Below are 23,629 nucleotides of genomic sequence, written 5' to 3'. Positions count from 1 at the left end.
GGCGCTGCATAGACCGGCCATAGACCGGCCGCCCGAGTGCATCACCAGCCCGGGCGGACCACGATATTCATTCTGCTGGGGACGCTATGCACACCTTGGGCCAAAAGTGACACAATAGACAGGTGACTATCACTTCATCTGACGTTTCTGATGCGGACGCCCCGGCAGCAGACGGTTCTCACGACTGGGCTCCGCGTGCCCGCTTCTGGCTGGACCGCCTGCTGAGCTGGCCTTCGGAAGGCGGCACCGCCGGCGAGCAGACGCTGGCGCTCAAGCTGGCCGACGAACTGGCGCGGCTGCCTTACTTCACCGCGCACCCGCAGCAGCTGTGGCGGCAGCCCGCCTGGCCTGGTGGGCCGGAGAACCTCTTCGCGCTGGCCCGTGGTCAGGGCCGTCAGACGGTGGTGCTCAGCGGTCATTTTGACACCGTTACCAGCCACAACTACGGCCCGCTGGCTCCGCTGGCCAACCGCCCGGAAGAACTCCGGTCAGCCCTGCTGCGCTCCCTGCACGCCGCCGAAGCTCCGGGCCCCAGCTTGCAGCGGGCCCTGCACGACCTGGAAGGCGGCGAGTTCCTGCCCGGACGCGGCGCCCTGGACATGAAATCGGGGCTGGCTGCGGGCCTGGCCGTCCTTGAAGCGTGGCTGGCGCAGCCGGAAGACGAGCGGCAGGGCAACCTGCTCATCATGTTCTCCCCCGACGAGGAAGACAGTTCGCGGGGCGCACGCGCCGCACGCACCGAACTGCTGTCCGCCGCACACCACTGGGGGCTGGATATCGCAGCCGGTATCAACCTGGACGCCACCAGCGACCAAGGCGACGGCTCGGCGGGGCGGGCCATCTATCTGGGCACGGTAGGCAAGCTGCTGCCGGTGGTGTGTTTCGTGGGACGCGACACCCACGCCGGCTTCCCGTTCGAGGGCGTCAGTGCCCACGCCATGAACGCCGAACTGCTGCGGCGTCTGGAGCTGAACCCCGCGCACGCCGACGCAGCGCACGGCGAAGCAGCGCCGCCCCCAGTCTGCCTGGAAGCCCGCGACTTCCGCGCACAGTACGACGTCACCACTCCGCAGCGGGTGTGGAGCGCCTATAACGTGCTGAGCCATGCCCGCACGCCCCAGCAGGTGCTGGAGCTGATGCTGAGTGAAACCCAGGCGGCCATGCAGGCCGTACTGGAACGGCACCGCGCCTTCGCGGCGGAGGCGGGACAGGCCTTCGCGGACGCCCAGCCACAGGTGATGACACTGGGCGAACTGCGGGAAGAAGTTCTGGCCGCCCAGCCGCAGCACGAACGCGACTACACGGCCCTGCTCAGCGAGCTGGTGGCCGAGACCAACCCCCTGCGGGCCAGTCAGCGGGTGATGCACTGGCTGCTGGACCGCAGCGAGCGGCGCGGTCCGCTGGCCGTGGTGGGCTTTGGCAGCCTCCACTACCCGCACACCCACCTCAGCCGGCACGGGGCAGCGGGCGAGCGGCTACAGGCGGCCGTGCAGGCGGTGGCCGCGCAGCACAGCCTGCAGATGCGGCACTACTTCGCCGGCATCTCCGACATGAGTTTTATCGGTACGCCGCTGGACCCCGGCACCCTGACCGAACTGCAGCGGCAACTGGCCGCGCCCACGCCCAACTTCTGCGACGACCCCCACACCGCGCACCTGAGCTTCCCCACCGTCAACCTGGGGCCGTGGGGCCGCGACTATCACCAGTGGCTGGAGCGGGTGCATCTGCCCTACGCTGTGCAGGGCCTGCCCGCTGCCGTGTGGGACCTGACTGCACGGCTGCTGAAGTCAGACGCCTGAAGCCAGGAAGCCTGGCAGGGCGGCGGGGGGCGGGTCACTTTCCAGCGCTGCCCCTGCGCCGCCACAGTTTCCAGGGGTAAAAGCCCGCAGCCGCTACGGCCTCAGCGAGCAACGGCAGAAAACGCGCGCTCGGGTCTAGAGTGCCGGTCGAAAGAAGTGCCGCCAGCGGGAACCTGGCGGCGCTCCTTGTCAGGTAGTGCTCAAGCGCCTTCCAGGCTTTCGACGAAGACTTCGCCCTCCTCTACGACAGTTCTAAACACCGTGACCGGCTTGACCGCCGGAAGGGCTCTGGCCCGGCCGGTGGCCAGCTCAAAGCGGCCACCATGTTTGGTACAGGTGATTTTGCCGTCGGATACTTCGCCGCCCAGCAGCGGAACGTCCTTGTGGGTACAGAGATTGCGCAGCGCATAGAACTGGCCCTCGTAACGGACCACCACCACACTTTGGCCGTCCAGCTGAACCTCTCGCTGCTCATTGTCGTTCCACTCTTCGGCACGTCCGGCACAGATTCGGCTCATACGGAGCATTCTAAGGGCCCAGACTGCCGCCGCAGGTCTGCCGCTCTCATTTTTGCCATTTGAGCAACACCGCAGTATCATCCAGGGGCCACCCCCCTTAAATAAATATTCAATGTGATTCTGGAGGAGACACATGAAGTACTGCGCCCCACTCTTTGCTGCCCTGAGCCTTTCGCTGATGTCCGCCTGTGGCAGTGGCGGAACTCCCGCTCCCACCGACTACAGCTCACTTAAGCAAATCAAGCCCGGTCAGGACACCAAAATCGAAACCGACTTGAAGGTCAATGTGGTGTTCGTGGGCTACCGTCAGGCCGCTCCTGGCCAGGTCACGACGGCCCGGCAGGTGGACCTGCAGGACTTCCGGAACACCCTGCCGGCCAGCTACGACACCATTGCAAGGATTCCCAGCGCTTACGGCCGCACCGAATACACCGGGAACAAATTCAACTACAACTATAATTATGTCTTCGCAGACCAGGCCTTCGAGGACAAGTTCTTCACCTACCTTGCTTCGGCCGGCAAGGAGCAGCCGCTGACCGTGCTGCAAAAGGCCTACAACTGCCAGGCCACCGACGAGGAAGGCAACTATGTCACCGACTGCGCGGCGCCCTCGAATCTGATTACCCGGCCCATTACCGGGAATCTGGAAATCGACGCGCCTTCTACCGAGAACTGGCTGGCCGACCACGCTTCCGAGCTGGGCATTCAAAAGGACGAGTACACGGTCTTTCTGGTGAACTGGTACGACCGCCCCGACTTCAAGTTCCACTCGTACACCAAGACGGGCGAAGCCGAGACGGACACCGGCTTCAAGTTCGGTGAGCGGGCTAGCCGCCGTATGATCGCGTGGGGCGGCGGTTACCAGCAAGGCGAAGGCCCGCAGCGCCTGTGGTTCTACGACCTGTCGGCCAACCCCGACCCCTGGACCAACGCCTACGACGTGGTGAACAGCGACGTGGACGGCGACGGTGAGCCAGACGTGCGGATGCCGCCCGTGTGGGAATACGGCACCCGCAAGAACAACCTGGGCACTGCCCGGCAGGTCAGCGCCGACCTGGCCAAGACGGTGCGCTACACCGCGCTGAACCTGCTGTTCACTCCCAGCCCCATCTACCGCGCCGAGCTGACCCCACCCGAGCTTCCGGATGAAATCGAGCTGCGGCTGAACGTGGACCAGGGCGCCAAGGCAGCCGAGGTTGAACAGGTGCTCAAGCCACAGCTGGTTGAAGACCGGGTCAAGGTGCTGCAACCTTTCGCCAAGTTCAATACCGTGGTGGACCGCGCTCCCCTGGAGGGCGACCTGCGCGACGCCTACAACTGCTTTTTTGTGATTGAGGCCGAGGATATCTGCTCGCCCGAATACGCCGACATCTTCGGTGAGCCGCTGTTCCGCTACAACGTGCAGGACCTGCGCAGCGACTATGCCGGATTGCCGGCCGGCAGCAACCGCTACATCGTGCCCACCTACCTGTTCAACGACGATGTGGACCCGGCCAGCGGCCTGCTGGGCATCGCCATTGACGACGGCGAAACCGGCACCCAGAGCTTGGTGTACTCGTTCACCTCGCCTGGTCTCGAAGGCCTGTACGGCCTGACCGACACCACCGTGCACGAGATCGGGCACCACTTCAGCCTGTCTCACCCCCACGACGGGTACGACAGCGAGGAGGACCTGTCCTACGGGGCTTCGGGGCCGTTCCTGTTCGTGAACAGCGGTGACCAGAGCGCCAGCGTGATGTCTTACATCGACCTGACCTTCTCCTTCGGGCAGTTCAATCTGGACAGCCAGTACCGTTACCTGACGGCCGCCTACCTGAACAACTCGGGCGCGATTCTGGAAATCGCTCGCCGTGCCGGCAAGACCGCCCAGCTGGCCCCCACCGCCGTCAGCGCTGACAACCTGTTCGTGCAGGCCCAGGCCGAATACGACGCCATGAACTACTACCGCGCCGCTGACCTGGGTCACCAGGCCTACCGCCTGGTGCTGGACGCCGCCCGCCAAAACGGCGTGGAGGTCGAAGGCTACAAGTGGTATCAGAACCTCTCGGGCCTCTCCAAGGCCAATGCTCAGCCACGCGTAGCGAAGAATCATCTGCCGCAGCGGGGAGCGGTCATCTTCCCCGAGGAAACGCCTTATCAGCGGGCCCTGCGCCTCAGCCAGTAACGCTCTGCCTTCTTCTCCAGTCCCCCCTCAGCCCCTCTGCGGCGACGGGGGGCTTTTTTCGTGTCCCGCCTCCGCATCTCACGCTAGCCCTACGGTCAGCGCGGATTCAGGCGGCTGCTCTAAAATGACCTATGTTCCGCTTCGTATTTCTTGTCTCCTTGCTGGGGCTCGCCGTTTGCGCCTCGGCGCTGGCTGTCGGCGGGAGGTTACCCGCCCCCAGGACTCCCCTGACCGCCACCCCTGCAATCAGCCCCAGTGCCCCCAGCGCCAGCGCCAGTCCCAGGCCAGCAGGTGACCAGCACACTTTGGGCCTGGCTCCTGCCGAGCTGCCACCGATCCAACGCAGCCCCGGATTCGCGCTGCGGCCACAGCTGGAAGCGGTGCTGACCATTCAACTGCTGGCGGAGCTGACCGTGGAGGGACGAATTCAGTGGACTGCCGCGCAACGTGAGCAACTGCGGACCCTGCTGCGCCCGCTGGAACGGGAAAAGGTCACCCGCAGCGAGTGGGCCGCCATCGGGGCAGGCTGGGCCGACCTGCTGACCCCAGCGCAGCGCAGCGAACTGGACCGTGCCCGCGCCGACGCCGAGGCCCTGGCCGAGCGCCGGCTGAGCATGAGCCGCTTGGCCCTGCTGGACAGTCCCGGCACTGGCCGGGTGCAGTGGCGCTATGCCTTCGCCATTCAGCGCGGGACCGGGCTGGTGCGCCGGCTGGAAGAAGAACCGGAGTTCGGCCCCTACCGTCACTCGCCCTACCGCGAACACCTCGCCACGCTGCTGGGCCGCTGAAGCAAGAGGCAACAAAAAGGCCCGCCCCAGGCAAACTGGAGCAGGCTTTCCTCAGGCTAGCCGCAGGGCGCTCAGCTGAACAGGGTCGAGACGCTTTCGCCGGTGTGGATGTTGCGAATGGCGTTGGCGAAGTGGGGCGCCACATCCAGCACGGCCAGTTTGCCGCCGGCGGCCTTAATTTTCTCCTCGGACACCAGCACGGTGTTGGTGCTGGCCACCTGGGTCACGTCCAGCTGAGCGATACGCTCGATGGCAGGCCCGGTGTACACGCCGTGGGTCACGCCCACGTAGACGTCCTTGGCACCCATGCTGCGGGCAATGCCTACCGTTTCGATCAGGCTGCCGGCGGTGCTGACCTCGTCGTCCACGATGAATACGGTGCGGCCCTTCACGTCACCGATCAGAGCGCGGGGGCTCACTTCGGTGTCGCTGATGCGCTGCTTGTCCACCATCGCCAGCCCGGCGTCCAGGCGGTGGGCGATCCCGGCGGCGCGCTTGATGCTGCCGGCGTCGGGGGCCAGCACCACGGCTTCGTGGGGGTCATCTATGCAGGAACGGAAGTGCTGGCTGAGTACCGAATCGGCCGAGAGGTGGTCTACCGGCACCTTGAAAAAGCCGTGAACCTGTGGGGCGTGCAGGGTCATGGTAAGCACGCGGTCAGCGCCGGCTTCCTGGAGCAGGTCCGCCACCAGCCGCCCCGCAATGGAGATGCGGGGGCTGTCTTTCTTGTCGCTGCGGGCGTACGAGTAGTAAGGAATCACGGCCGTGACGCGACCGGCACTGGCACTCTTGGCGGCGTCAATCATCATCAGCAGTTCCATGATGGAATCGCTCACCGGAGTCGAGAAGGTCTGCACGATGAACACGTCCCCTTCACGCAGCGACTCCTCGTAGCGGACGATGAGGTTGTCGTTGGTGAACTTCTCGGTGCGGCTCAGGCCCAGCGGAATCCCCAGGTTCTGGCAGATAGCTTCCGCCAGCGGCTTGTTGCTCTGACCGGAAAACACCAGCAAGGGCGCACGGCGGCTGCTCAGGTCGGGAGCATGGTCAGGGGTGGGGGACGGTTGGCGTTCACTCACAGGAAACCTCCGAAGGGCAGGAAATAACAGGAAGCGGGGCGAAGAAGGGCGGGCCAACCCGGCACGGGCCTGCCTACGCTACGGCAGAAGAAAGGCGGGCACCAGGGTAGACCCTGTGCGGCCCACATGATTCGGCCCACACGGGGCCAGGGATCGGCCACAGCATATCCCAGCCAGCCGCATACCAGACCAATCACCCCGGCATACAGAGAACTGTTTCTGCAGGGGTGACAAGAGGCTAGGCTAAGGATAAAGGCGGCTTAACGGTCCTGTTCGTGGGGATCGGCCAGGTCGTAGTTGCCGCTTTCCACACGCGTCACGGCACCCTCGAAGTTATGGTGGGTCACCTCGTTGCCGCCGGCCAGCGCCGCAGCTTCGGGGCTGAAGCTGCCCGGCTGCAGCTCTGCACTGTCCTGCGCCGCGTGGTTGCCGCTGCCCATTTCGGTCAGCATCTGCTCGGGGTCACGGGTGGCCAGATGATCGAACTGCTCGGTGACTTCGCCGGGGTCGGCGTAGGCCACCGGCTGGTACTCGACCTGATCCGCCGCCTGCGTGCCAGCCGGCACGGCTTGGCCGGTCTGCACCGGCTGAACAGCCTGCTCCTGCCGGGTCACGCCCTCGCCCTGAGCCGAGTACACCACGGTCTTATCGTCGTTGGTCATAAGGCAGTCTACCTGCTGGCCGGGGGCGGTCTTACTCGCGGTCTTCTATCTCTTCTTTAGGGTCCGGCAGTCTGAGAGTGCGGCGCGGCGTAGCAGGAGGGGCGGCCCCTTCGCCCTGACCCCGCTCCAGCAGGGCCTCCGCTTCGGCCCAATCGGCAGAAAGGGGCGCGGCCACGCCTGGCGGGTCTGCCGGTTCATCGTCGGGGGCCCACCAGGTCTGGCCCTGCCAGTCTGCCGGCGCCGGTGTCCGCTGGGCGGGGGCGGGAGCAGCGGCTGTACCCGCCAGCGGCACCGACCAGCTGTCGGCGGCCGGTACAGCAGGGGAAGACGGCTCCTCCTCTGCCCAGACCGGGCGGCCGGGCTGTGCGGTGGCCTGCACAGCCGCAGGCGCGATGGGCACTGTCCACTCCGGGGCAGGCTGAGACCGAGTCAACTGGGCCTGAGACAACTGGGACTGGACTGCTTGGTCCTGAGCTGGCGTGTCCAGCGGCGCAGTCCAGGAATCGGCGGGCGCGGCCGGCAGCGGGTCCGGATGTTGAGATTCAATCTCCTCAGCTTCTGGGGCTACTGGAGTCCCGGGGCGGACCAGCGCCGCACCCAGCACACCCAGCAGCAACCCGGCCAGCCAGTACGGCAGCCCTGAGGGCTGTGACCCCCAGGCCCAGCCCCACTGCACGGCGACCAGCACCCAGCCCACCCACAGCAGCACCGTGCCCCAGTGGCCGGCCGTGCGGCGCACCAGCCCGCCCAGCACCAGCGCCAGCGCCCCAGCCAGCGCCAGCGAAACCACTCCGCTCCAGGCCGGAGGCAGCAGCGCCGGCCCCATGAAGCCCAGCGCCAGCAGCAGGGCGCTGACCGCAGCTGCCAGCAGGCCCCAGAAAGCACGCGCAGACCCGGTCAGTGGATGCCTCCGGCCCGCAGGTCCGGCTGCTCCGGCACATGCTTCTGCGCGCCGTGCCCATGCTCTACCAGCTCAATCAGGGTGCCCTGGCCCCACTTGGGGTGCAGGAACGCCACCCGGCTGCCGGCGCGGCCTGCCTGGGGAGCGTCGTTCAGCAGCGGCGCGCCGGCTTCCCGCATCTCCCCCATGGCCGCTTCGATGTTCTCCACCCGGTAGGCGGTGTGGTGCAGGCCCGGTCCCTTTTTCTCCAGGAACTTGGCGATGGTGCTGTCCTCGCTGTCGGGGGCCAGCAATTCGATCAGGGTGTCGCCGATTCGAAAAGCGCGAATCCAAGCTCCCTGGGCCGCCATGTGCTCGTCCGCGCCTTCAGGCGTCAGGCCCAGCGCAAGGTAAGGAGCGCTGCCCTCGTCCAGCGTGCGGGCCGCAATGGCGATGTGGTCCAGCAATTGCAACTTCATGTCTTTCAGTCTAGGCCCAAACAGACAAGGGCAGCTGACCTGCGCCAGTCTGCCCTTGTCCGCTGCTTGCTTTAGCGCTCCAGGTAATCTTTCTCGCCGGCCTGGGGCGCTTTGTCGGCTGCGGCGGTGCCGGCTTCCATCCCCAGGTCGTCCGGGGCAGGTTCAATCTCCTCAGCCACCTTCTTGGCCGCACTGCCCCCGCGCAGCAGTTCCTCGGCGCCCTCAATCACGTCGGCGCCGTCCTCGTATTCGAGGTAGGTGTAGCCCAGCAGCTCCTCGCCGTAGTCCTCCAGCAGCTCGAATTCCTGCACCGGGGTCAGATGCCCGGCCCTAAGGGCTTCGTCTACCTGATCCTCGATAGAGTCGCGCAGCATCACTTCCTCGTAGCCCATCGACTCGATCATGCGGCGTGCCTTCTGGCCGCGCACGAACAGGTCGATGTCGTATTTGCCCTGGCCGGTCACGGTGACGTGGGCCTCGCTCACCTTGCCGAACAGGTTGTGCGCGTTGCCCAGCACGTCCTGATAGGCGCCGGCCAAGAACACCCCCAGGTAATACGGCTGGTCGCCCGGCTCGTGGACCGGCAGGGTGGTCTTCACGTCGCGCAGGTCGATGAACTTCTCGATTTTGCCGTCGGAGTCGCAGGTGATGTCCACCAGGGTCGCCTGGCGGGTGGGTTTCTGGTCCAGCCGGTCCAGCGGCACGATAGGAAACAGCGCGTCGATGGCCCAGTTGTCGGGCAGGCTCTGAAACAGGCTGAAATTGCAGATGTACTGGTCGGCCAGGATGCTCTGCAGGTCCTCGAATTCGTCGGGGACATACTTTTCGTTGCGGACCAGCTTGGCGACCTTTTTCAGGATGGCGTGGAACAGCGCCTCGCCGCGTGCGCGGTCCTCCAGCGACACGTAGCCCAGGTCGAACAGGTTGTGCAGGGTCTGCTTGGCGTCCACGGCGTCGTTGTAGGTTTCGCGGTAGTTGCGCAGCGTCAGGCTGTCCAGGAACTCCTTGAGGTCGCGCACCACCTGGTGCGAGTCCTCGGCGGGTTCGGGGGCCTGCTCGCGGTCGCGGGTGGGGCCGGTCACGTCCACCACCGGAATGACCAGCACGGCGTGGTGGGCGGTCAGCGCCCGGCCCGATTCGGTCACGATGGTGGGCTCGGGCACGCCCCGCGCCCGGCAGACTTCCTGGGCGGTGTACACCACGTCGGCGGCGTACTCGGCCAGGGTGTAGTTCATGGACGCGTAAAAGGTGGTCTTGGACCCGTCGTAGTCCACCGCCAGGCCGCCGCCCAGGTTGAGGTACTTGAGCTGGGCACCAGCGGCAATCAGGCCCGCGTAGGTCTGCGTGGCCTCACGCACCGCCACCTTGACGCGGCGGATGTCGGTAATCTGCGAACCGATGTGGGTGTGCAGCATCACCAGGGTGTCGAGCATGTCCTCTTCCTTGAGGCGCTCCACCACCCGCAGCAGCTCGTAGGCGTTCAGGCCGAACTTGGCCTGGTCGCCGCCGGATTCTTCCCACTGCCCCGAACCGCGCGCGTGCAACTTGAAGCGCACGCCGAACGCGGGCCGCACGCCCAGCGCCTTGGCCTGCTTGAGGGTACGGTCCAGCTCCGAGAACTTCTCGATGGTAATCACCACGTTCTTGCCCAGGGTGCGGCCCCACAGCGCCAGCTTGATAAAACCGTCGTCCTTGAAACCGTTGCAGCTGAGCAGGGCTTCGGGGTGCATCTTCTGGGCCAGGCACAAGGCCAGCTCGGCTTTGGAGCCGGCTTCCAGGCCGTGGGCATACTCGTAGCCGGCCTGGGCGACTTCCTCCACCACGGCGCGGCGCTGGTTCACCTTGATGGGAAATACGCCCTGATAGCCGCCGGCATAGTCGTACTCCTTGATGGCCGAGCGGAAGGCCTCGTTCAGATGCGCCACGCGGCCCGCCAGCACCTGCGGAAAGCGCAGAATCAGCGGCAGGCTCTCGCCGCGCTCCTCGACCAGTTCATCTACGATCTCGCGCAGCGGGGCGCTCAGGCCGGAGCCGGGGGTCACTTCCATCTGGCCGCTGCCGGACACGCGGAACCAGCCGCTGCTCCAGCGGTCGACCTGATACAGCTCACTGGCGTCGCTGGGACGGAAGTCGGCAGAGCGGTAAGTGGTGGGGGCGGCAGGCTGAGGGGCAGGGTTCTGGGTCTGGGTCATGGGCGTTCCTCCTTGGGGGCTTGAGGCTCGCCGTGCGCGGGGTCCTGAGTGATGAGGCCAAGGCTACTGCCCCAATCGCCCCCGGACGCCGTGCGAAACCGCTCCGCATGATACCCCCTGCCTGTCAGGGTTCAAGTCTGCTGTCCAGGCAGGGCCGCGCCGCTTTCACCGCCCCCGGCAGACAGGTTCAGGGTCATGGCCGGGATTCCCCGTTCGGTAAATCCCAGCTCCCGGTACAGCGCCTGTCCCATCGGGGCGGCGTTCAGGGTGACGGTGGGATAGCCGGCCTCACGCGCCCAGGCCAGCACCGCCTGCATCAGCGCACGGGCCACACCCCGGCGGCGGAACTGCGGCCGCACCGCCACATTCAGAATGTGCGGGTGTTCGGTCAGGGCACTGCCGCAGCTCGGATGCGCCGGGTAGAACATCACGCCGACGCCGCCCAGGACCTCGCCGGCTTCCTCGGCCAGCCAGCCCAGGTAGCTGCCGGCAGGAACCGCCTGGCGGTAAAAGGCCTCCCAGACGGGCAGGTCGGCGGCCACCTGCGCGGACGTGCGGCCGTTGTCCAGCTGCATCACGCCCCGCAGCTGCGCCAGCGTGGGCGCGTCGGCGGCGGTGGCCGGGCGAATCGTCGGGGTCATGCTGCCCAGCATAGAGCCGAGGGAGCCTACCGGCCACACGGCAGACGGGCCGCACGGCAGACAGGCCACAACGAAAAAACCACCCCGGAGGGTGGCCCTTTTCTGGCGGTCCGGACGGGATTTGAACCCGCGACCTTCTGCGTGACAGGCAGATATGCTAACCGCTACACTACCGGACCAGCGGAAAGAAGATTACCGTGCGTTGCCCAGGGTGTCAAGTGCAGGCACCGCCCACCCGGACTATCATCGGCAGGTGAACTACGACGACCTCTCCGAGCTGTACGACCAGCAGTACGACCTGTACCGCGACGACCTGCACTTCTACGCCGGGCTGGCCGAGGGGGAAGCAGGCCGGGTGCTGGAAGTCGGGGCCGGCACCGGGCGGGTGAGCTGCTTTCTGGCACGGCGCGGCGTGGACGTGACCGGCCTGGAACCCAGCGCGCGGATGCTGGCAAAGGCGCGGGCGCGGGCCGAGGAAAGCCGGGTGGACGTGACCTGGATTCAGGGGGACGCGGCGGGCCTGCGCAGTGAGGAACGCTTCGACCTGATTATCGCGCCCTTCAATGCCCTGATGCACCTGTACACGCCCGCCGAGCAGCTGACCAGCCTGGAAAACCTGCGCCGGCACCTCGCTCCCGGCGGCCGCTTCGCTTTCGACCTGTACGTGCCCAACTACGGCGCCCAGGGCGTGCTGCGCCACGAGGGCGAGACGATCTACCGGGACGGCGAGCGCACCGACGTCTTTTTGCTGCAGCGCATAGACGCGGCGCGCCAGCACGTGACCACCGAGTATTTCGTGGACACCGTGGGCGCAGAGGGCCACCTGAAACGCCAGCATTTCACCCTGACCCAGCGGTACTACTGGCGCTACGAGGTGGAGTGGCTGCTGCGCTGCGCCGGCTTCGAGGCTCCCCGCGTCAGCGGCAGCTTTCAGGGCGGGCCGTATACCGAAGCCAGCGAGGTGATGGTGTTCCAGACGCGGGCGGCGGAACACTGACCCCTGCCGCTCTACTCAGCGGCAAATGTGCGGACCAGGGCGCGGGCGTCGTTCAGGCGCAGGCCCAGATTTTCCAGCCGCCAGTTGCCCTGCCGCACGCCCAGCACGGCGTCGTAGCGCAGCAGCGAGTCACGGGTCAGCAGGTAGAGGTAGCCGTCGGCCAACGCTACGTCACGCAGGTCTGCGAAGAGGTCGGCCGTCTGGGCTGAACCCTCGGCGGTGCTGACCCCGTCCCAGACCCGCAGCGGCTGGCGCCCGGTCTGGGCACTTTCGCTCCGCCAGGCGGCCAGGATGGGCGAGCTGCCCACCATCTCCTCGCTGGCCCACAGCCGGTCGTAGCGCCCAGGACCGAAGGCGGGCAGCGGGTTCGCGTCCGGCACCCCAGCCGTGGTAAGCGGAAAGACGCCGCCGTCGGTCGCGGCGTACACGGTGGCCCGCCCCGCCACGCTCAGGGTCGCCAGGTCACGCACAGCGACGGTGCGCTGCGGCACACTGGTCTCGGCCTGCTTGTCGCCTGGGCTGCGGACCGCCACCCGCAGCATTTCGCTGCCGCCCCCCAGGAGCGGCCGGGCCACCACACCCACCTCGCCGGCCACCGCCACCCGCAGCGGAGGCATGTCTGCGGCGTCCAGCGGCGGAGCTGCCAGCGGCAGGGCGGCCCACCACTGCAACTCGCCCCGGCTGTTGTAGAGGGCTGCGTTTTGCGGCCCACCTTCACACTGGCTCACGGCAAAGTACCGCTCGGCCCCTGGCGACACGGCCGACGCCTGCCAGCATGCGGGGAAGGGTGGAGCCTGGAAGGTGTTCAGCGGGGCCAGCGCGGCGGAGCGCTCCTCGGCTGCCGGGCGGCGGGTCAGCACGAAGCTGCGCCCTGCCGGCAGCGGGTGCAGGTCCACACCGGCCTCCACGGCCACCGGGTCACCCAGCACGGCCGCTGGCCGGGGCATATCGGACGAGGCGGCGGGCAGCTGCACCCGCTGCAGCGCCGAACCGCCGCCGGTCAGCAGCGCCAGGTTCACGGCCGCGCCGCGCTCGACCGTGCCGGTGCAGCCTGTCAGCAGGCAAAGGCTCAGGCCCAGGGCCAGCGGTGCGGAAGCGGTGCGGGACGAACGTTCAGGGAAGTGGGTCATGGGCAGTTCCTCCAGGGGGCCAGGGTTCGGACAGGTCGGGGGCAAGCGGGTCAGGGACTGAGCAGCGGCACCGCCCAGCCGTTCTTGTTGCGTTCCAGCAGGGGGCTGAAGTCGCTGCCCGGCATACCCACACTGAAGCGGTAGCGGCCCTGCGAGAAGTCGGCTTCGGCCTGCGCGGCCCAGCAGCAGCGGTCTAGGGTGAGCGCCAGCACCGGCTGCGGAAAGCCCGGCTCCTGCAGCTGCCCATCCACCCAGGTGAACACCTGATTCAGCCGCCCGGTCAGGTACAGGTCGGTCTGGGGGTTGGGCTCGAAGCGGACCCCCACCGCCAGCGGACTGAAGCTGAGCCGGTCGGTGGCGATGTCGTTGGGGTAGGTGCCGCTGCGGGTGCGGGTATAGGCGGCCTCGCCCGCCAGCGACACGCGGTCCCCCGCCTGCCAGCTGCCGCCCAGACTGAGCTGCACCAGTTCGCTGCGGCGCTGCTCCAGGCCCGGCAGGTTGTAGGTGCCGCTGACCCGGAAGCGCTCCCCCGGCCGGGTAGAGGTGTAGCTGGCCCGCAGTGCCGGCTCGGTCCAGTAGCCACGGCGCAGGTCGAAGGGACCGCCGTAGGCCACCTCCCAGTTGTCGGCGCGGCCCGAGCCCTGGGTGCCCACGCTGAAAGTCACGCGGCCCGTGTCCTTGGCTGTGGGCAAGGGGTTCATATTCAGCGAGTGGCTGGCCTCGAAGGCGTACTGCCCGCGCCACAGCACCCTCGTGTTGCCGGTCCACAGGTCGGTGATCAGGTTCAGACGCTGCGCCGTGCTGAACGTAACGGGGTTGAGCACCGTATCGTAGCTCTTGGTCATGGTGGCGTTCAGGCCGATTTCGCGCAGCTGCGGCGTCACCACGTTGTGGGTGGCGTACACGCTGATGTTGTCGGTGCGGTAATCGCCGGTCACCGTGGCCCGCACGGTCAGCGGCTGAAATCCGCCCCGGTCGGTGTAGCCCCAGTTGGTGCTGAGGGCTAGGCGTTCCAGCCAGGCGTAGGCCTGCTGGACCCGCAGCTGTTCGGCTTCTTCGGGGGTCAGCGGGCGCTCCGGCGTAGGCGTACGCACCGGCACGAAGCTGCCGCCCAGGGTCGAATTTAGCGTCCAGCGCTCCAGCGTGCCGGTGTAGAAGTTGTGGCTGAGGTCGCTGCTCAGCTGCAGCGGATAGCGGTCAACCCGCACCCCGAACGCCGTGGCGGCCTGCCGGTCCCGCTCCGCCAGCAGGTCGTGGGTATGCGACACGCTGAAGGCCGCCCCATCGGCAGGAACGAAGGTCAGCGCGACCGTCTGCGGGGCGCTCAGGCGCCGGCCCGACAGCCGGTCGAAGGCAAAGGGGCTGGTGCCCTCGTAGCGCAGGTAGCCGGAAGTCAGGCTGAGGCTGTGCTGGTCCTCGGCCCCGAAGCGCTGACTCAGCCGGCCTTCTATGCTCAGGTCCACCGTGCGGGCGCCGGTGCCGTAATAGCGGCCGGTAAAGCGGTTACGGACACTGAACTCCGCCCCGTCCCACAGCGGGCGGCTGTAGCTGATGTCATGCTGCTCTTCCAGGCGGCTGGTGGTGATGTTCGGCCCCTGGCGAACGGCGCTGGGCGAATCGGGGTTGGGGGCGGCGGTGTACTGCCCGGCGGTCAGCCGCATGTCGGCGCTCAGGCCACCGCTGCGGTAGGGCTTGGGGTCAATCACCACTTCGGGCCACTTGAGCGGCGTGTACTGGCTGCGGGTAGGGTCGCCGCCCAGCAGGTTGTACAGGTTGAGCTGCCCGGTAAACAGCGGATAGTCCACCCGCGCTCCGAATTTCACACTGGTCACGCCACGCAGCGGGTCCGTAGCGCTGCGCCCGATATCACGGCGCACCACCTGCAGGTCGTAGTCAAGGGGACTGACGGCTTCTTCCAGCGGTACGCGGCCCCGCACACTGAAATCCACATCCAGGTCGCGGCCTTCTTGCGGCGTGGTGCCGCTAAAGGGTTTGGGGTCGGCCAGCAGGTACAGGTCGGCGCGGTCCACGTAGGGCAGCGGCGAGTACGAGCGCAGGTCCACGCCGGCCCCGAAGCGGGCAGGGCGGTTCTGATAAAAGCGCAGCAGCGTGGTGCCCAGGGTATGGTCCCCGACGGCGAACGGCAGGTCGGCCAGGGCGGTCAGGCCGTCGCGCTCGCCCCGGCTCAGCTCCAGCCGGGGCTGGCGCGAGGGTTCGTTCAGCGGCAGCACCAGCGCCGGCAGGTACAGCACCGGATGGTCGGCCAGTAGCACCTGCACCCGGTAGGCCACCAGCCGGTCGCCGGGGTACAGCAGCAGCTGCTCGGCCTGAAACGCGTAGTCGTTGGGGGTCTGGCCGCAGCCGCCACACGGGGTAAAGTAGCTGCCCATCGCCCGCAGCTGCCCCGGCACCCGCTCCAGCTCCTCGCCGCGAATCAGCAAGCGGCCCTGGCTGACTAGCACGTCTTCTCCACTCAGCGAGTTGGTGCTCAGGTCAATCACCAGGTCGTCGCCGCTGAGGGTCTGGCCCTCGCCGGTGGCGTAGCGGGCGCCGCCAACCAGCGTCAGCGTGCGGGCGGTGCGGTTGAACTCGATGCGGCGTGCACGCAGCACCTCGCCGTCCAGCTGCACTTCCACCAGGTCATCCGGCGAGTCCGCATCTGCGCCGATGACCACCAGTTCCTGCTCACCGATACGGCGCAGCTCCAGCGTGCCGGCGTCCACAATCTTGACGGTGGCCGCCTGCGCTCCGCCTCCCAGGGCAGCCAGGCCCAGGCCGAGGGCGGTCAGCCAGCGCCAACGGCTCAGCCGTCCCCTCCGCCTGGGGAGGTTCACTCGGCTGCCCCGCCGGACCCTGCCGCCAGTAGCCCAGGCCCAGCTTGGCTGGAGGCCAGCGGGGCCGTCAGCGAAAGGGCCGTGCCGGGCAGGACTGTATCGGGCCGGGCCGTATCGGGCAGGGGGGCGCCGGGCCGGGCCTCTGCCTGCAGCCCGGCGTAGCTCAGGGCCTGCACGGCGGTGCCGGGATAGTAAAATCCCAGCACGTCGCGGTGCCCCTTGCCTTCACGCGCAAAGCCCAGCGCCCCGTACTGCGAGAGCCCCACACCGTGGCCCGAGCCCTGGCCGCTCACGCGCAGCGGCTGCGAGGCACTCACCGTACCGCCTCCCTCAATCCGGGCGCGGCTGGAACTGGCGCCCAGGTCGCGCACGAACCCGCCGGCATTCGCCCCGCTCAGCCGGGCGGTGCGGTTGCTGCCGGTCACGGTCACCTCTTCCACGCGCCCTGACGTGCTGACGCGGGTAAAGGCCACCCGGCGGACCGTACCCACGTTCAGCCGGTACGAGTTCGCCGCCGACTGCACCCGGCTCTGGCTGACATTCAGCTGCCAGCGGCCCCTGTCCCCGCTGGCCGCGACCGACTGGGGGTCGGGCTTGGCAATCAGGTAGGGCAGGTTCTTGCCCCATACCTCGGCGGCGCTGGCGGTGTAGCCGCCCGAGTTGGCCGAGAAGTAGGTGTCGGCCAGCTCGCCCCCAAAGGTGAGCACCTCCCCGAGGGTGGCGTCGATGGCGCTGTTGGTCCGCTCATGTTCGCCGGCCACGCCAGGGTACATCTGGCAATTGGTGGTGGCGCAGATGTCGTAGGGCTGGGCCGGATTCACGCGGCGGGACACGTAGGTGCGGGCCACCACGGCCTGGGCTTCCAGCGCGGCTTCGGGCCACAGCGCCGGCATTTCGGCGGGGACCACACCGCGCAGATAATCCTCGACATTCACCACGTTGATGCCCTGGACCTGGTTGCCTTTGACACGCAGCAGCACGCCGCCCCGGTAGGTCTTGCGCCCGATCTGGACCCGGCTGCCAGGCGTGGGCGGCACGTACAGCGTGGGGCTGCCGGCCGCTTTGCCGCCCAGGGTCAGCTCGCCGCTCCGCAGGCCCACCGTCCAGGTCTGCGGGGCAGGCTGGGGCGCCGCCTCCGTGCCCAGCAAGCGGACCGGAACTGTGCTTCCCTGCTCGACCAGCACGCGTACATCCAGCCCCTGCGCCGAGCCCACGGACAGGGCAGCGAGAACAGCGAACAGGGGCCGAAATGGACGGTGCAGCATGGGCCTGAGTATAGCTTTGAGGATTTATGAAGCGGTTCAGTCCTGCATGAGACGGGCACGGGGAGACGGGCACGGGCAGCCTGGACCAGGCCGCCGGGGGAGCAGACGGCCTGAACCAGACTGGGCGGGCCGGCCACCCCTATCCTGAAAGGATGCAGGAAGCGACACGGAGCAGCGAGCGGGGGCAAGTCTGGGCGCATGTGGGGCAGGCGTTCAAGGAACAGGAGTACGACGTGGCCGTGGTCGGAGCAGGGCTGCTGGGTACGGCGGCGGCCCTGTATCTGCGCGGGCTGTGGCCGCAGCGGCGGGTGCTGCTGCTGGACGAGGGCGGCCTGCCCAGCGAGGACGGGGCCACGCTGCTGGGCGCGGGAGTGTGGGACGCGGCGGGGCTGAGCGGCGCGGAAGCTGACCTGGCCGCAACCACCCGCCGTGAGCTGGAGCGCCTGCTGCCGGGCGGACTGACCCCGCTGCCGCTGCTGGACTTCGGCGCACAGGGGCCTGAAGACACCGCTGAACTGCTGGCTGACTTTCCCGCGCTGGCCGGCTGGGTGGACCCGGCGGCCCTGCCCCGCGCCGAGCGCCGTGAAGTGCTGACCTACCGCCCCGGCGAGCTGACGCTGCGGCTGGGGCAAGCGGCCGTGGCCGCAGGAGCCGACCTGCTGCTCAACACCCGCGCCGAACTTGTGCCGGGCGGCGTGCGCCTGCACCGCCTGACCGTGACCAACCGCCACGAAATCGTGGTTCACGAAACGCGGGAGGTGCGGGCCGGAACGGTCATCGTGGCAGCTGGAGCCGCCGGCCCTGAACTGCTGGAACAGGGGCTGGGCCTGCACACCCCACACGGGCGGGCCTTTGTGCAGCGGCCCCGGCTGCGGCAGCCGAGCGACCCGGCCGCCTCTCCCCTGCTGCGCGCCGGCGACCTGCTGCTGCGCCCACTGAACGGCGAGTACGCCCTGTACCTGCCGCCCGTCAGCGCCGACCCGCACGGCTACCAGCCCACCGCTGGCCGCCTGACCGGCGTGCAGGTGGGCCTGCGCCGCGAACTGCTGTGCAGCCTGCTGCCGCGTATGGACGCGCTGCCGGTGCTGGCCACCGCCGCCCTGGGCGTGGGCCGCAGCCTGGCCGATGTGGAAGGGGCCTGGCTGGGCCTCCCGCACGGCGGCCCTACCCACGCGCCCCTGGCGGAAGCAGTGGCGGACGGCGTCTGGCTGCTGCTGGGCGGCAGCCGCACACGGGGCGGCGTGGATACGCTGGGCCTGGGACTGGTGCGCGAGCTGGTCGGCACGCTGAATTAGGTCTGGCGCCGCCGGTCCAGACGGGCACTGCGGCCGGGCGGAGGGGTGCAGGCGGTCCAGCAGCGCCCCCGGTTGGCTCCAATGACCAGCCGTAAACATTCCGGCGGTCTATGCTGGCTCCATGACCCCACCGGACAAGTTGCTGGACGACCAGACTAGAGCCCGCATCCGCGCCGAGGAGGAGTACCGGGCGCAGGTGCGGACCGAATTGCCGCGAAACAGCAGCGAACGTGGCCTGGGCAGAAGCGTAGCCGCGCTGCTGCTCGGCCTGCTGCTGCTGTTGCTGCTGGGGGCGGGGATGTGGTTCCTGTCACAACCCGTAGAAGACTCCAGAGAGAACGCTGCTCCCGTCACCACGTCAGCGCCGTCCAGCTCAGCTCAGCCCTGATTCAGCTGAGCGCCTCCTGCGACCCGTCGAGGTTCACCTTTTTGGCGGGGCGGAATTTGATGTTTTCCCACTCGCCCTGCTCTATCACTTCCAGCGCGGGGTTCAGGGCGCGGAAGTGGGCCACCACCTCCTGCACCAGGTCGTCGGGGGTGCTGGCCGCGCTGGTGATACCGATGCTGGTCACGCCGGTCAGGTCGATGTGGGCCAGGTCGGCGGCGGTTTCCAGCCGCTCGGCGCGGCCGCACAGGTCACGGCTCAATTCCAGCAGCCGCATCCCGTTGCTGGAGTGCGTGCTGGTCAGCACCAAAAAGGCGTCCACCTGCGGCGCAATCGCCTTGACGGCGTCCTGGCGGTTCTTGGTGGCGTAGCAGAGGTCTTCGCTCGGGGGCACCACCAGCGCGGGAAAGCGCCGTTTGAGAATGGCGACGGTCTCGCGGGTGTCGTCTACATTCAGCGTGGTCTGGGTCAGCACCACCAGCCGCTCCGGGTCGGGCACCTGTACCGTGCGCGGGTCGTGCAGGCCGCCGCCCACCTTGCCCTGCACCCCGATCAATATGGTTTGCTCGGGCGCTTCGCCCTGGGTGCCAATCACTTCCTGATGCCTGGCGCTGTCGCCAATCAGGAGGATGGTGTAGCCCTCGGCGGCGTACTTCTTGGCTTCGGTATGCACTTTGGTGACCAGCGGGCAGGTGGCGTCCACCGTGGCCAGGCCCAGGGTGCGGGCTTGCTCACGGATGGCCGGGCTGACCCCGTGGGCACTGAAGACCACCGTGTCGGTGCTGTGCGGCAGCAGCGGAATCTCCTGCAAGTCCTCTACGAAGCTCACGCCCTTGCCGCGCTCCAGCCGGTCCACCACCGTGTGGTTGTGGACGATGGAGTGGTACACGGTCACAGGCTGGCGCTCATGGTCGGCAGCCTGCTCTACGGCCTGAATCGCCATAACCACCCCGGCGCAAAAGCCACGGGGTTTGGCAAGGTGAATGCGCTCAATCATGCCGGTTACTATTTCAGATCGGCCGCGGTCAGATTGGAGTCGAACGGACGGCTGCGCTTCTGCCAGTCGCTATCGAAGCGCTGCTGCAACCAGGCGGCCGCGGCCGGGTCGTCGGTCAGCAGCGCCGCTTCGGCCAGTCCGGCGTGGCCCCAGGAAGAAAAGTGCAGGTTGATGCTGCCGGTCAGGGCCGCTTCGCCGTCCACCAGCAGGGTCTTGGAGTGCATGGAGTAGGTGGTGGCCCGCACGTCCAGCAGGTGCTCCAGGCCGCGTTCCTGGGCAGCGCGGCGCAGAATCAGCACGCCGGTGCGGTTTTGCAGGCCCTCGGCCTTGCCGCCCATGGTGAGCACCCGTACCCGCACGCCCCGCTCCATCGCGTCCAGCAGGGCAGTGAAGTAGGGCGGCAGCGGCATGCCCCGGCAAATATCCGCCCAGGGCTGCAGGGCCACGCAGTTCAGCTGGGTGCTGAGCGAGGTGTGCAGCAGGTCGATTTCGCGCCGGGCCGCGCCCAACAGCGCCAGCTGAGCAGCGTCCGCCTGCAGGTAGCCGCTGCGGCGATACAGCAGCAATGCCGCCGAGTCGCCGGCCGGCACCACCCCGCGTGCCAGCGCGGAACGGGTCAGCGGCCCGGCGGGGCGCCAGCGGCAGCGTTCCCGCACCCCGCCGGGCTGCACTTCCGGTGGGCAGCTCAGTTCGTCGGACAGCGACCAGAGGTCCGCGAAAGCGGCCGCAGCATTCTGCGCCACCGGGCCGCGCAGGGTCAGGCCCAGGTCGCTGACCCCTCCACCCTGCGGCACGGCTGCCGAGGCGGGCAGCCAGTTGCGGCCGTAGCCGTAGCCGGCTGCCGTCACCTCGCGGCCGTCCACCACCTGCATTTTGATGTGGCTGTAGGGCGTCAGGCGGTAGTGGGCCAGCCGCAGGTCCCATCCCAGCGCGGCGTCTTGCAGCGGCACCCCACGGGCCAGCAGCCCCTCGGCCAGCTCGGCGGCAATCCAGCGCGGCGGGCGCTGCGGCAGCGGGTAGCCGCCCAGGTGCAGCCGCACGTTCATGCCCTGAGGGTAGGCGGCCCGGCCCCCGGCCTGCACGCGGCGGTACAGCTCGGCCAGCGTGTCCAGCAGCGCCCAGGTTGGAGCGCCCGCCTCCGGATAAAAGTCCATGTTGGTCAGCAGCACCTCGGCGCGGGCGGCCAGAATCTGGCGGTTCGCCTTGGCGAAGGCGTCGGGGCCGGCGCCGGGCAGCGGGCTGGACGTTTCGAGATAGTCCACGAACGCGTTACCACAGGAGAAATCGGTCTCGCCGTATGCGCGCAGTGCCTCCCAGGCGGCCCGCACCGCCGGCTGCTGGGGCGGCTCACAGTGGTAGGCTCCCGCCTCCAGCTGCGGCTGCACCGGCCGGGACAGGTACAGCGGCACTTCCAGCGTTTGCGCCGCTGCCGGGAAGCCGGCGGCAAAGCCGCAACAAGCCAGCAGGAAGCGGAGGGAAAGGGGCACAGACACAGTATTTCCAGTGTAGAGCGGCCACCTGACGCGAATCGGACAGCAGCGGACCGGCAGTTGCCCGCCCCAGTGCAGTTCGGTGTGCCAGCCCGGCTCCACCTTCAACATGGGCCCAGCCTTCAGCACCGCCCCGGCCTGAGGCGCTCAGTCCAGCACGGTAAAGCCCAGCTCCTGCGCCTTGTCCACAAAGAAATTGATGTTCTCGGTCTTGGTGCCTGCCCCCAGGCTCCGGCGGTCATGCTCGCCGGTGGCCGCAATAATCAGTGTCTCGGCCAGGCAGGCGGGCACCGCGCCTTCGCCGAACTGCAGGTCGATGCGGCTGGTCATCTGACCGGGCGGCAGCACCACGCCGCCGGGAATCACCCGCACGCCGGGCACGCCGCGCACGCTCTCGTCCACGTCGGCAGGGCGGCCCTCGTCGAAAATCCAGGTGCCGGGGCGCACGTGCTCGGCAAAAATCACCGGGTCGGGGTCGGAGGTGGCGGTGAAAATCAGCTCGGCATCCCTGAGCAGGTCGTAGGACGTGGTGGTCACGATATCGGTCTGCGGATTGGCGCGGCGCAGGGTCTGGGCGCTGCGCTCCAGCCGCTCCAGGTTGCGCCCCACCATGATGACGCGGCCCACCTGCGGGGCGATGGTGCGGGCGATACCGAACGCCACCACACCGTTGGCACCCACCACGGCGGCCGTGGCTCCCTTCAGGTCGCGCCCCTGCGCAGCGAAGTGTTCCAGAATGCCCGGAATAGCGGCCTTGATGGTGCCGGAGGTGTACGCCCCGCCGTTGGTCACGGTCAGCTCGGGGACAGCGTCCTGCACGTCCTGGCCTTTGTTGCCCACCACGCTCCAGAATGCGCCCAGGCCGAACACCTCGGCGCCCAGCTCCTGCGCCAGCCGGGCCCCCTCGATGGCCTTGCGGGTCGCCAGCTCGGGGTCGTCGCGGAACTGGTCGGGCAGCAGCGGAGCGCTCAGCAGGTAGCAGTGGATTTCCTTGCCCTGCTCGGTCTGGATACCGCGCAGCTCGCCCACCTTCATGGGGCGGAAGCGGGCCGTCACCGACTTGACGAAGTCGTCGGAAATCAGCCCGGCCCGGTACAGCGGCGCCATCCAGGCGAAGCGGGCGCTGGAAGTCCACAGGTCGCTGGTGCGCAGCGGGTGAATCATGAACGCCGTCACCACCTGGTCGTCGCGCTTACCGGCGAGGGGCACACTGTCTCCCACTTTCGGCTCGGTGTCGTCCAGAATGCGGCCGATGTTCTCCTTGAAGCGCCACGCCGCACTCAGCAGCAGGGCGTAGGCCAGCGCCTGCTCGCGGGCGGGGCGGTCACGCAGGCTGAGGGCGAAGGCCCCCAGGCCGGCCAGGGTCGCTGCGCTCACGTAACGGGTCCCTGCCAGCGTCCCCGCGTAGACTCCCAGCGGCAGCAGCGCCCGGCCCCCGTAGCCCTGGCGGCTCAGCGCCAGCAGCACGCCCAGCAGCACCAGATTGCCCCGGCCACGCGGCAGGCCGTACTCCGGAGAAAGGTCGCGGTACAGCGCGGGCGGCGGGTTCAGGTGGCCCAGGTAGGCGGCCACACCTGCCGCTAGCGCCGAGGCCGGCGTGGGGGCCAGGGCCACAGCGGCGGCTCCCTTGGCAGCGTCCAGCCCGGCGGTGCCCAGCGCCAGCTCGGGGCCCAGCTCCCGCCAGACATTTTCCACGCCCAGGTTGTGGGCGCTGTGCAGGCGGGTGTCCTTGCGGCGGCGGGCCAGCAGCAGATGCCCCAGCGGCAGGCTGCCTACGACAAAGGCCGCAGCGGGCACGGCCAGGCGGGTGAGGGTACGCAACATGAGGGGCAGTCTAGCGCGGGGTCAGACGGGCAAATAGGGCAGCCAGCGTGCCGGCCTCCTCCCGAACTGAGGGCGAGAGCACGGGAAGCAGGTCAGCCCCCGCCCGCCCCGGCAGACGGTTTCAGGGAGAAGGGCTGACGCTGTGCTCCGGTCATGGCCTGGGACGGCCGCCGCCCCAGGCCTGCGTTCGTTGAAACTTCGTTGCCGGAG

The 23,629-nt window shown here is 68.2% G+C and carries 19 protein-coding genes and 1 tRNA gene; 6 read left to right on the top strand and 14 right to left on the bottom strand.

Annotated elements, in window-relative coordinates:
- Positions 1-122: 122 nt before the first annotated feature.
- Positions 123-1,799 (top strand): M20/M25/M40 family metallo-hydrolase, encoded by a 1,677-nt coding sequence (locus tag DEIPR_RS03100; RefSeq protein ID WP_013614376.1) that lies wholly within the window; start codon positions 123-125, stop codon positions 1,797-1,799.
- A gap of 200 nt (positions 1,800-1,999) precedes the next feature.
- Here the strand turns inward: DEIPR_RS03100 and DEIPR_RS03095 are convergent, their stop codons facing one another.
- On the bottom strand, positions 2,000-2,317 hold the full coding sequence (locus DEIPR_RS03095) for a Rieske 2Fe-2S domain-containing protein (protein WP_013614375.1): 318 nt from the start codon (positions 2,315-2,317) through the stop codon (positions 2,000-2,002).
- A gap of 133 nt (positions 2,318-2,450) precedes the next feature.
- Here DEIPR_RS03095 and DEIPR_RS03090 point away from each other — a divergent pair, with 133 nt between their 5' ends.
- Together DEIPR_RS03090 and DEIPR_RS03085 are read left to right on the top strand one after the other, a co-directional pair.
- The gene (locus DEIPR_RS03090) at positions 2,451-4,481 is read left to right on the top strand and encodes a zinc metalloprotease (RefSeq protein ID WP_013614374.1); all 2,031 of its coding nucleotides are present in this window, start codon (positions 2,451-2,453) and stop codon (positions 4,479-4,481) included.
- Between the two features lie 131 nt (positions 4,482-4,612).
- Positions 4,613-5,269 carry a hypothetical protein gene (locus tag DEIPR_RS03085; RefSeq protein WP_013614373.1) on the top strand — a complete coding sequence of 219 codons (657 nt, stop codon included), beginning with the start codon at positions 4,613-4,615 and terminating at the stop codon, positions 5,267-5,269.
- Positions 5,270-5,340: 71 nt separating this feature from the next.
- Here DEIPR_RS03085 and DEIPR_RS03080 read toward each other — a convergent pair whose 3' ends face one another.
- From DEIPR_RS03080 to DEIPR_RS03050, 7 genes are all read right to left on the bottom strand, one after another.
- Complete coding sequence (locus tag DEIPR_RS03080) at positions 5,341-6,348, bottom strand: ribose-phosphate diphosphokinase (RefSeq protein WP_013614372.1); 1,008 nt, start codon at positions 6,346-6,348, stop codon at positions 5,341-5,343.
- Between the two features lie 260 nt (positions 6,349-6,608).
- Positions 6,609-7,010 carry a hypothetical protein gene (locus tag DEIPR_RS03075; RefSeq protein WP_013614371.1) on the bottom strand — a complete coding sequence of 134 codons (402 nt, stop codon included), beginning with the start codon at positions 7,008-7,010 and terminating at the stop codon, positions 6,609-6,611.
- A gap of 31 nt (positions 7,011-7,041) precedes the next feature.
- Entirely contained in the window at positions 7,042-7,836 is a 795-nt protein-coding gene (locus DEIPR_RS03070) for a hypothetical protein (protein ID WP_013614370.1), read from the bottom strand.
- 71 nt (positions 7,837-7,907) lie between these two features.
- Positions 7,908-8,369 carry a VOC family protein gene (locus DEIPR_RS03065; RefSeq protein WP_013614369.1) on the bottom strand — a complete coding sequence of 154 codons (462 nt, stop codon included), beginning with the start codon at positions 8,367-8,369 and terminating at the stop codon, positions 7,908-7,910.
- 71 nt (positions 8,370-8,440) lie between these two features.
- Positions 8,441-10,561, bottom strand: coding sequence for a biosynthetic arginine decarboxylase (speA, locus tag DEIPR_RS03060; RefSeq protein ID WP_013614368.1), 2,121 nt, complete (start codon positions 10,559-10,561; stop codon positions 8,441-8,443).
- A gap of 131 nt (positions 10,562-10,692) precedes the next feature.
- Complete coding sequence (locus DEIPR_RS03055; protein WP_169310667.1) at positions 10,693-11,202, bottom strand: GNAT family N-acetyltransferase; 510 nt, start codon at positions 11,200-11,202, stop codon at positions 10,693-10,695.
- Between the two features lie 103 nt (positions 11,203-11,305).
- Positions 11,306-11,381: transfer RNA gene (locus DEIPR_RS03050), tRNA-Asp, on the bottom strand.
- 74 nt (positions 11,382-11,455) lie between these two features.
- On the opposite strand from DEIPR_RS03050, the gene DEIPR_RS03045 reads away from it, so the two are divergent.
- Complete coding sequence (locus tag DEIPR_RS03045) at positions 11,456-12,199, top strand: class I SAM-dependent methyltransferase (RefSeq protein WP_013614366.1); 744 nt, start codon at positions 11,456-11,458, stop codon at positions 12,197-12,199.
- A gap of 11 nt (positions 12,200-12,210) precedes the next feature.
- Here the strand turns inward: DEIPR_RS03045 and DEIPR_RS03040 are convergent, their stop codons facing one another.
- The 3 genes from DEIPR_RS03040 to DEIPR_RS03030 are packed head-to-tail and all read right to left on the bottom strand — an operon-like array spanning position 12,211 to position 17,428.
- The gene (locus tag DEIPR_RS03040) at positions 12,211-13,329 is read right to left on the bottom strand and encodes a hypothetical protein (protein WP_013614365.1); all 1,119 of its coding nucleotides are present in this window, start codon (positions 13,327-13,329) and stop codon (positions 12,211-12,213) included.
- 50 nt (positions 13,330-13,379) lie between these two features.
- The gene (locus tag DEIPR_RS03035; protein WP_013614364.1) at positions 13,380-16,163 is read right to left on the bottom strand and encodes a hypothetical protein; all 2,784 of its coding nucleotides are present in this window, start codon (positions 16,161-16,163) and stop codon (positions 13,380-13,382) included.
- Positions 16,160-17,428, bottom strand: a complete 1,269-nt coding sequence (locus DEIPR_RS03030) for a SpoIID/LytB domain-containing protein (protein ID WP_013614363.1) — start codon at positions 17,426-17,428, stop codon at positions 16,160-16,162. The genes DEIPR_RS03035 and DEIPR_RS03030 overlap by 4 nt, the downstream gene beginning before the upstream one ends.
- Before the next feature lie 152 nt (positions 17,429-17,580).
- Between DEIPR_RS03030 and DEIPR_RS03025 the strand changes: the two genes are divergently transcribed.
- Positions 17,581-18,723, top strand: a complete 1,143-nt coding sequence (locus DEIPR_RS03025) for an FAD-dependent oxidoreductase (protein ID WP_013614362.1) — start codon at positions 17,581-17,583, stop codon at positions 18,721-18,723.
- A 121-nt stretch (positions 18,724-18,844) separates the two neighbouring features.
- Positions 18,845-19,111 carry a hypothetical protein gene (locus tag DEIPR_RS03020; protein ID WP_013614361.1) on the top strand — a complete coding sequence of 89 codons (267 nt, stop codon included), beginning with the start codon at positions 18,845-18,847 and terminating at the stop codon, positions 19,109-19,111.
- Between the two features lies 1 nt (position 19,112).
- Here the strand turns inward: DEIPR_RS03020 and ispH are convergent, their stop codons facing one another.
- The 3 genes from ispH to DEIPR_RS03005 form a co-directional block, all read right to left on the bottom strand.
- Entirely contained in the window at positions 19,113-20,105 is a 993-nt protein-coding gene (ispH, locus tag DEIPR_RS03015; protein ID WP_013614360.1) for a 4-hydroxy-3-methylbut-2-enyl diphosphate reductase, read from the bottom strand.
- Positions 20,106-20,113: 8 nt separating this feature from the next.
- Positions 20,114-21,592 carry a phospholipase D-like domain-containing protein gene (locus DEIPR_RS03010; protein WP_169310666.1) on the bottom strand — a complete coding sequence of 493 codons (1,479 nt, stop codon included), beginning with the start codon at positions 21,590-21,592 and terminating at the stop codon, positions 20,114-20,116.
- Positions 21,593-21,742: 150 nt separating this feature from the next.
- Positions 21,743-23,419 carry a glycerol-3-phosphate acyltransferase gene (locus tag DEIPR_RS03005; protein ID WP_013614358.1) on the bottom strand — a complete coding sequence of 559 codons (1,677 nt, stop codon included), beginning with the start codon at positions 23,417-23,419 and terminating at the stop codon, positions 21,743-21,745.
- Positions 23,420-23,629 lie beyond the last annotated feature (210 nt).

It is taken from the genome of Deinococcus proteolyticus MRP (assembly GCF_000190555.1).
Taxonomy (GTDB): domain Bacteria; phylum Deinococcota; class Deinococci; order Deinococcales; family Deinococcaceae; genus Deinococcus; species Deinococcus proteolyticus.
This window is presented reverse-complemented; position numbering and strand designations above follow the sequence as displayed.